This is a genomic window from Myxococcus sp. AM009, assembly GCF_013372605.1.
Taxonomy (GTDB): Bacteria; Myxococcota; Myxococcia; order Myxococcales; family Myxococcaceae; genus Myxococcus; species Myxococcus vastator.
The window spans coordinates 23,608-31,946 of the sequence record NZ_JABXEP010000095.1; the positions used below are offsets into that span (position 1 = coordinate 23,608).

Here is an 8,339-nt window from a genome sequence, read left to right on the forward strand (position 1 = left end):
ATACCCGGCGCTCAGCCGCGCGCGAGCATGGCGCGCCACATCGCTTCCACCTGGGCGCGGGTGGAGGCCAGGTCCCCGCTGTTGTCGATGACCCAGGTGGCGTGGGCGCGCTTGTCGTCCAGGGGGAGCTGGGCGGCCAGCCGGGCCTCGGCGGCGTCGGAGCTCAGCCCGTCGCGGGACATCAGCCGGGCCTTCTGCACCGTGCGGGGCACCCACACCACCGCCACGGCCTCCATCCAGGCGTGCATGCCGCTTTCGATGAGCAGGGGCACGTCATAGATGACGCGCGCCACGCCCCGCGCCTCCAGCGCCTGGAGCTTGTCCATGAAGGCCTGACGCACCAGCGGGTGGGTGATGTCGTTGAGCGCGGCCCGCTCCGCGGGGTCCCCGAAGACGCGCGCGCCCAGCTTCGCCCGGTCCAGCCGGCCGTCCGAGCCCACCACGCCGGGGAAGCGCGCCGCCACCGCGGCCAGCCCAGGCGTGCCCGGCTCCACCACCTCGCGGGCAAGCACGTCCGCGTCCAGCACCTCCGCGCCCAGCTCCCGCAGCACGCGCGTCACGGTGCTCTTCCCGGAGGCGATGCCCCCCGTCAGTCCGAAGACGTGCACGGGCGTGCCCTACTTCGCGGCCTTCTGCGTGGTGAACGTCAGCGACTGAACCGTCTTGCCATTCTCATTGAAGAAGATGGCCAGGCCCAGGCGGGGGTAGAGGAAGTAGGTGCGGAAGTCGTCCGTCAGCTTGCGCAGGTAGCAGGGCGTGGCGGGCGCGGCGCCGGAGGGGCAGGCGGGGCCGTAGCTGTTCTCCACCGTCTCCTTGTCGATGATGGGCCCGGGGAACACGTCGATGCGCTCCACCAACTGCGTGTCCGGATCCACCTTGAACTGGGCCTGGGTGGTGCCCTTGATGGCCTCCTCGGCCAGGTAGGCGATGATCTCCTTGCCGTCCTGTCTGACGGTGCGCGAGGGCTCGCCGAACTTCTTGATGATTTCGCCGCGCTTCGACACCCCCGGCTCAATGCCCTGCCAGGGCTTGGCGGCGGCGGGGACGGCGAAGGTGAGGACGGCGAGGACGGTCAGGATGCGCATACGGCTCCTCCCTGCTGGAACGGGCGGGCAAGGCTCTAGCAACCCCCTATGCCCGACGGAAGTTTCTGCCGGTCATTCAACCACGAGACGCCTTGCCCCGTCCGGGGGGCTCTGCTACTCCGGCTCCATGCGCGTTCCTGGCATCCGGATCCTCTCCCTTCTCGTGCTGGCCGCCGCCGGGGCGGCCGGGGGCGCCGACTTCGTAGGCCCGGACAGCTGCAAGGGCTGCCACCCCGAGGCCTACGACACCTGGATGAAGTCCAAGCACGCCCGGGCGGAGAGCTCGCTCTCCGAGCAGCAGAAGAAGGACGGGCGCTGCCTGTCATGCCACTCGCCGGAGCAGGTCACCCAGGCGACCGTGAGCGTCTCCTGTGAGACGTGCCACGGCGGGGGGCAGTACTACTCGCCCGAGTACGTGATGAAGGACTCGGAGCTGGCGCGGCTGGTGGGCCTGGTGGACCCGTCGGAGAAGCAGTGCCGCTCCTGCCACGACGCATCCTCGCCCTCCCTCCGGCCGTTCGACTTCAAGGAGTCGCTCAAGGCCATCGACCACTGGTCCGCCGAGCGCGCCCGCCGCGCCGCGGATCCGTCGGCCAAGAAATGACGTTGTGATCAAGGTCCTCGACGCACGCTTCGTCACCACCGCCGTGGAGCCCAAGGGCTACCCGACGGACCACACGGCGGAGGTGGCCTTCGTCGGCCGCTCCAACGTGGGCAAGTCCTCCATGATCAACGCGCTCACCGGCCGCAAGAAGCTGGTGCGCGTGTCCAACACGCCGGGGCGCACCCGGACGCTGAACTTCTTCGACGTGGACCTGGAGCGCGGCGGCGTCCGCCACCAGCTCCGCCTGGCCGACCTGCCGGGCTACGGCTTCGCCAAGGCCAGCAAGGCGGACAAGGCCCAGTGGGAGAAGATGATCACCACCTACCTGGAGAAGCGGCACCGCCTGGAGGCCGTGGTCAGCATCGTGGACGTGGAGGTGGGCCCCACGCCGGACGACCTGGCCACGCTCGACTATCTCCAGGCGCACGACCGCCGGGTGCTGGTGGTGGCCACCAAGGTGGACCGGCTCGTCAAGGCGAAGCGCAAGCCTCGGCTGGTGGAGCTCTCCAAGACAATGGACCTGCCGCTGGAGGTCATCCTCCCGTTCTCCTCCACGGAGAAGCTGGGCGTGGACCAGGTGTGGGGCGCGCTGCTGGACACCTTCGGCAAGTCCACCCGCGTCTGAGGGCCGCCGGCATCATCCGGTAGCCGCCGCTCCCGGTGGGGTTCTGCTCCCGGGCCGGGGGGCGCTGTGGTAGGGACCGCGCCGTGTCCGAAAACGGCAAGGGAAATGGAAGCGACACGCAGCTGGCTCCCCGGGAGCTGCGTCAGCGGTTGATGAGGCTGTCCCCGCGTCAGCGGGTGGACGCCCTCCTGGATGTCGCGGAGGCCCGCGCGCTGGTGCGCTCGATGCCCGCCGAGGACCTCTACGTCACCATCCAGGAGCTGGGGCTCGCGGATTCAACGGAGCTGGTGCAGCTCGCCTCGCCGGGCCAGTTCCGCGCCTTCGTGGACCTGGGCGGCTGGCGGCGGGACGCGCTGGACGCCCACGCCGTCCTCACCTGGCTGCGCGCCGCGCGGGGCGGGGTGGACGACACCGGCGAGTTCCTGCGCAAGCTGCACGGGCTGGATTTGGAGGTGCTCGAAATCCTCCTGCGCGAGTTCGTCGAGGTGCATGACCTGGAGGAGAACCCGGACGTCAACCCGGCGGGCATGACGATGGAGACCCCGGAGGGGCGCTACCTCGTCGAAATCAAGGCGGAGGGCGTGGAGATGTCCGCCGTCCGCTCGCTCCTCAACGACCTCATCGCGGAGAACCCCTTCGAGGCCGTGCGGCTGCTGGAGGCCGTGCGCTGGGAGATTCCCAGTGAGCTGGAGGAGACCGCGTACCAGTTCCGCCGCGGCCGGCTCCAGGACATGGGCTTCCCGTCGCTGGAGGAGGCGGTGTCCCTGTTCAGCCGCGTGGACGTGGCGCCTTCTCCCGCGTCCGCCGCCCGTGCGGGGCTGGCGCCCACCACGGCCCACGTGGACTACCTGGAGGCGGCCTTCCGCGGCCTGACGATGGTGGAGGCGGTGAACGCGGAGGACGAGCTGCGCGAGGTGGCCAGCGCCGCGCTGGTGGCGGACCTGGCGGACCCGGGGGACCTGGACGCCGTCCGCCATGCGAGCGAGACGGTGCGGGACTACCTGTCCCTGGCGCTCGAGCACCTGACGGGCGCGGACCCGGAGCGCGCCACGGACGTGCTGCGCGACACGCCGCTGCGGCGCATCTTCCAGACGGGCTTCTCGCTCACGCTCCAGCTCAAGTTCCGCGCGGACCGGCTGGCGAAGGCGCCGGGCGCCATGCGGGAGGGCGTGCTGATGGTGCTTCCGGAGGAGGCGGCCGCCCTGTCCGCGCTGCGCCAGAAGCGGCCCCGGCGGGCGCTGCGCGTGGAAGGCGCGGAGCCTGTGCCGTTCCGCTCCCGGCGCGAGCTGGCCGCCACCGAGGCGCTGCTGGCCCGCGCGGAGGCCCAGGTGCAGGTGTTCCGGGGTGTGCTGGGCGGCACCGACGACTCGGCGCGCGAGGCCCTGGCCCGCTTCGGCGTGCCCCTGGAGACGCTGGGCCTGGAGCGCCTCTTCGCCGCCGTCGTCGCCATGGCGGTGCTGGAGGAGCGCGCGGACGCGCGTCCGGTGCCGCTGGGGCGGGTGGTGGAGCTGGGCCAGCGCCTCTTCGAAGGCGCTCCGGAAGCGCCGCGCCTGCGCACCTCCGCGGCCGAGCGCGCCCTGAAGGGCCTGGAGCCGGCGGTGGCGCCGGAGGCGCACGCGGAGCTGCGCCGTCTGGTGACGCTGACCCTGTCGCGGTTGTTGGAGGAGCTGGGCACGCCCTGGCTCCAGGACGGGCGGCTGGAGCCGGTGGCCTCGGCGGTTCTTCCCATGGAGAGCAGCCCCCTCCCGTAGGAATTTCAGTCCGGGGCGGCCCGCATGTCCGGCGAGGCCGTCCCGTCCTAGAAGATTCAGGGCTTTGCCCGACAGGGCCCCTGGCATGTCCTCTGCTTTCGCCCAGGCACGCGTATTGGTGCGCGACGCAACTGCCGGGAGGTGGAGTGAATGGTGCTGGGAGAGCAGGGGCAGCGCCGTGACGTGTGGGCCTTCTATGCGCTGACCGCCTTCGCGGCGGTCATGTACGCGGCGCCGGGTGAGTGGATTCCCGCGCTCGCGCCGCTGCGCCTCGCGTTGGTGACGTCGGGGGTGGCGGCGGGACTCATGGTGATGCGCCGGCTGGGGCGGGCGGAGCCACTGTATGTGGACGGCTCGCGCGGTCTGGCGCTGATCGCCTTCTCCACGCTGGCGGTGGCGTCCGTTGGCTGGTCCGTGAATCCGGAGGTGACGACCACCACGGGCATCGAGCTGTTGAAGCTGACGGCCATCTACATCACCTTCGTCAACGTCATCACCACGGGCCGCCGGCTGGCGGTGGTGTGCGGGGCCCTGGTGCTGGCGTCGGTGGTGACGTCCGTGGGCGCCATCAACTGGTACCTGGTGGGCGAGGACCTGGTGGAGGGCTTCCGCGCGCGCTGGGTGGGCGTCTACGCGGACCCGAACCACATGGCCATGAACCTGGCGCTGGTGGTGCCGCTGGCGGTGGCCTTCGTGGCGCGCAAGGGCAGCGGCTGGCTGTGGCGTCTGGCGTGTCTGGCGGCGGCCGTCCTCGCGGTGGCGGCCATCGTCGTCTCGCACTCGCGCGGCGGCTTCATTGGCCTGTCCGCGGCCATGGCGCTGTGGGCCTTCCGAGAGAAGCGCCGCATCCAAGCCATTGTCGTGGGCTCGCTCTTCGTGGTGGGCCTGCTCATCTTCGCGCCGCAGAGCTTCTGGCAGCGCAACGAGACGGTGGCCGAGTTCCACGAGGACGCGTCCGCCATGGGCCGCGTCTACGCGTGGCAGGTGGCCAGCCGCATCAGCCTGGACAAGCCGCTGCTGGGCGTGGGCGCGGGCGGCTTCCGCTACGCGTGGCCCCTGTACGCGCCCCCCGAGGCGCGCCGGGCCTACGTGGCCCACAACATCTTCCTGGACGTCATCGGCGAGCTGGGCTGGGTGGGCTTGCTGTTCTTCATGGTGTTCGCGGGCGGCGCCGCGGGCGGCGCCTTCCAGGCGTCGCGGGACAAGGAGGTGGGGTGGCTGGCGCGGGCCTTGTCCGCGTCGGTGGTGGGCTACCTCGTGTGTGACTTGTTCTCCGGCTACATCCTGTCCGCGCACTGCTACGTGCTCTTCGGGCTGGCGGCGGCGGCGCACCGGGTGGCGCGCGCGTCCGAGGCGGCGGACATGCAACGGGTTCCGGCTTCGCAGGGGCCGGTGGTGGCGACGTGGGAGGGGTCCGGACATGCGGCGTGAGGAGGCGCGGATGGGGCAGGAGCCCCTCCGCCTGGTTCAGTTCACCCGGTCCTTCCACATTGGGGGGACAGAGGTGCAGGTGCTGGAGCTGCTGCGGGGACTGCCGGCCAGCTACCGGCTGCAGGTGTCCGTGCTGGATGATTCGGGGCCGCTGATTGGCGCGGTGTGGAAGCTGGGCCACGCGCCGGCGGCCTTCCCGCTCAAGGGCTCCGTGGTGCAGCCGAACACGGCGTATCAGGTGTACCGCATGGCGCGCTGGCTCAAGGCGAACCGCGTGGAGCTGGTGCACGTGCATGACTTCTACTCCACGATGGTGGCCGTGCCGGCGGCGAAGCTCGCGGGCACGAAGGTCATCGTGGGCCGGTTGGACCTGGCGCACTGGCAGGGGCGGGCGCGCCGCGCGGTGCAGTCACAGCTGTGTCGCATGGCGGACCATGTGATTGGCAACGCGGAGGCCATCCGCCACCAGCTCATCACCGAGGAGGGCCTGCCGGCCTCGCGCGTGACCGTCATCCACAATGGCCTGGACTTGCCGCGCTTCGAGTCCCGCAGGCGCGAAGGGCTGCGCGGCCCGCTCCCCGACACAGGGGACGCGCCGGTGGTGGTCCACGTGGCCAACATGAATCACCCGGTGAAGCGGCAGGAGGACCTGCTGCTCGCGCTGGCGCAGCTGCGCCACACCGGCATCACGCTGCACGCCTTCCTGGTGGGAGATGGTCCGCGCCGGCCGGGCCTGGAGAAGCTGGCCGGTGAGCTGGGCGTGTCCGATTCCGTGCACTTCCTGCGGCACCGCACGGACGTGCCCGCCATCTACGCCCGGGCGACCTTCGGCGTCCTCTGCTCCACCGCGGAGGGCATGTCCAACGCGGTGATGGAGGGCATGGCCGCGGGGCTCCCCATGGTGGTGACGCGCGTGGGCGGCAACACCGACCTGGTCCGCGACGGCGAACGCGGCCTCGTGGTGGACCCCGAGCGCCCCGCACAGCTCGCCCAGGCCTTCCGTCAGCTTCTCGCGAATCCCGAGAAGGCGAGAGGCATGGGGCAGGCGGCGCGGGCCTTCGTGGCGCGCGAGCTCTCCCTGGAGAAGATGGTCCGGCGCCATGACGCGCTGTATCAGCGGATTGCCCGGGGCGCGGACGCCTGAGGGCATGTCAGAGCGGTGTGGATACTGAGTCTCCACCGGGCGCAATGAGGGCGGGGCCGGGGCGTAGGGAGGGGGGCATCACACCTCTCTCGGAGCCCGCACATGGTCCTGCCCTTGCTGCTCATCCTCGCCGCCGCGCCGTCCACCCAGACGTGGACGTTCCATACGGACGGCACGCCTGAAGTTCATATCGGCAATGTTGATGGCGCGGTGCGCGTAGATGCGGTAGACGGGAATGACGTGGTAATCACGGTTGTTAGGGAAGGCTCGAATAATTCCCGGAACGAGGTGGACGTGGAAGTCGTCCAAGAAAAGGGCGTCATCCGGGCGCGGGTTTGTTGCGGTCCGTGTGAACAAGAGACGCGGTCCTGTCGTCGGAGCGGGCCCGCGGTGAGGTTCACGGCGAAGGTGCCACGGCGGGCGCGTTTGGACGTGGCGACGGTGGGCGGTCCGGTGACGGTGGCGGGCGTGACGGGGCGGCAGTCGCTGGCGACAGTCAATGGCCGTGTGGAAGTGGACGGCTCGGAGGAGCGGTTGGACGTCAGCACGGTGAACGGCACCGTGGCATTGGCACCGCGGAAGGTCGTGACTACTTCTGTGTCCACGGTGGGCGGGGATGTCCGGCTGAAGCTGCCGGCCCAGGCGGATGTGAGATTGGAATTCAATACTGTCGGTGGTCGTTTCAACGACAGTCCCGCGCGGTTGGGCTGTCGCGAGCAGACGTATGGCTCGGGAGCCCATGCGGTGGAGGTCAGCACGGTCGGCGGTTCGCTCACCGTGCAGCCATAGCTTTCGAGGCCCGTCAAGCACTGGGCCCGGGGCGCTCGCCGGTGAAACTCCAAGGCGCCGGCGAGCGCTCATTTTTTGTCCGCGAATTGATGCGGTGCGTCAGTTGGCTGTGCCGGGCTCCCGGTGCTCGGCGCCGATGACGTCGCGGACCTGCTTGTAGCCGTCGCGGGCGAGCAGGGTGGCCAGGGCGGGGAGGATGTGTCCCACCATGCCCGGGCCCTCGTAGATGAAGCCCGTGTACACCTGCACCACCGACGCGCCCGCGCGCAGCTTCTCGTAGACGTCCTGCGCGGTGAAGACGCCGCCCACGCCGATGATGGGCAGCGCGCCTCCGCCGCGCAGCCAGGCGCGGCGGATGACGGCGTTGGCCGGCTCGCGGACAGGTGCGCCGGACAGGCCGCCCGCTTCCTTCGCCAGGGGATGCTCGAAGGGCCGGGCCACGGTGGTGTTGGTGGCGATGAGGCCGGCGAGCTTCTGGGCCCGCGCGACATCCACGACCTCGTCCACGGCCTCGGGGGACAGGTCCGGGGCAATCTTGAGGAACAGCGGCTTGCCCGGCGCCACGGTGGCCAGGCGCTCCTGTACGGCGCCCAGGAGCTGTCCCAGCTGCTCGGGCTCCTGGAGCTTGCGCAGGCCCGGCGTGTTGGGGGACGAGGCGTTGACCACCACGTAGTCACCCAGGGGCGCCAGCGCGTCCACACAGGCCACGTAGTCGTCCACCGCCCGCTCCAACGGCGTGTCCTTGTTCTTGCCGATGTTCACCCCCAGCGGGCCCGGGCGCCAGGTCTGCATCCGCAGGCGCGCGGCGGCCCGGTCGGCGCCGTGGTTGTTGAAGCCCATGCGGTTGATGACCGCGCGGTGCTCCGGCAGGCGGAACAGGCGGGGGCTGGGGTTGCCGGGCTGGGGCCGG

The 8,339-nt window shown here is 70.7% G+C and carries 9 protein-coding genes; 6 read left to right on the forward strand and 3 right to left on the reverse strand.

The genetic code is table 11. The features are described 5' to 3' along the window. Positions 1-11: 11 nt before the first annotated feature. A complete protein-coding gene (gene coaE, locus HV824_RS22490) occupies positions 12-608 on the reverse strand; it encodes a dephospho-CoA kinase (RefSeq protein ID WP_176418562.1) in 597 nt (198 codons plus the stop codon). 9 nt (positions 609-617) lie between these two features. Then, the gene (locus HV824_RS22495) at positions 618-1,085 is read right to left on the reverse strand and encodes a hypothetical protein (protein WP_176418561.1); all 468 of its coding nucleotides are present in this window, start codon (positions 1,083-1,085) and stop codon (positions 618-620) included. A 127-nt stretch (positions 1,086-1,212) separates the two neighbouring features. Here HV824_RS22495 and HV824_RS22500 point away from each other — a divergent pair, with 127 nt between their 5' ends. The 6 genes from HV824_RS22500 (at position 1,213) to HV824_RS37595 (ending at position 7,429) form a co-directional block, all read left to right on the forward strand. Continuing rightward, a complete protein-coding gene (locus tag HV824_RS22500) occupies positions 1,213-1,689 on the forward strand; it encodes a cytochrome c family protein (protein WP_255208252.1) in 477 nt (158 codons plus the stop codon). Positions 1,690-1,693: 4 nt separating this feature from the next. Continuing rightward, positions 1,694-2,314 (forward strand): ribosome biogenesis GTP-binding protein YihA/YsxC, encoded by a 621-nt coding sequence (yihA, locus tag HV824_RS22505; RefSeq protein WP_176418559.1) that lies wholly within the window; start codon positions 1,694-1,696, stop codon positions 2,312-2,314. Between the two features lie 35 nt (positions 2,315-2,349). After that, on the forward strand, positions 2,350-4,065 hold the full coding sequence (locus tag HV824_RS22510; protein ID WP_176424191.1) for a DUF6178 family protein: 1,716 nt from the start codon (positions 2,350-2,352) through the stop codon (positions 4,063-4,065). A gap of 150 nt (positions 4,066-4,215) precedes the next feature. Then, positions 4,216-5,496 (forward strand): spore coat polysaccharide polymerase ExoJ, encoded by a 1,281-nt coding sequence (gene exoJ / locus HV824_RS22515; RefSeq protein WP_176418557.1) that lies wholly within the window; start codon positions 4,216-4,218, stop codon positions 5,494-5,496. Further along, entirely contained in the window at positions 5,486-6,640 is a 1,155-nt protein-coding gene (gene exoK / locus HV824_RS22520) for a spore coat polysaccharide biosynthesis glycosyltransferase ExoK (RefSeq protein ID WP_176418556.1), read from the forward strand. The genes exoJ and exoK overlap by 11 nt, the downstream gene beginning before the upstream one ends. A 102-nt stretch (positions 6,641-6,742) precedes the next feature. Next, a complete protein-coding gene (locus HV824_RS37595) occupies positions 6,743-7,429 on the forward strand; it encodes a hypothetical protein (protein WP_255208253.1) in 687 nt (228 codons plus the stop codon). Between the two features lie 99 nt (positions 7,430-7,528). On the opposite strand, the gene HV824_RS22530 is transcribed toward HV824_RS37595, so the two are convergent. Continuing rightward, positions 7,529-8,339 (reverse strand): quinone-dependent dihydroorotate dehydrogenase (locus tag HV824_RS22530; protein ID WP_176424192.1); only part of this gene is annotated, 811 nt, incomplete at its 5' end.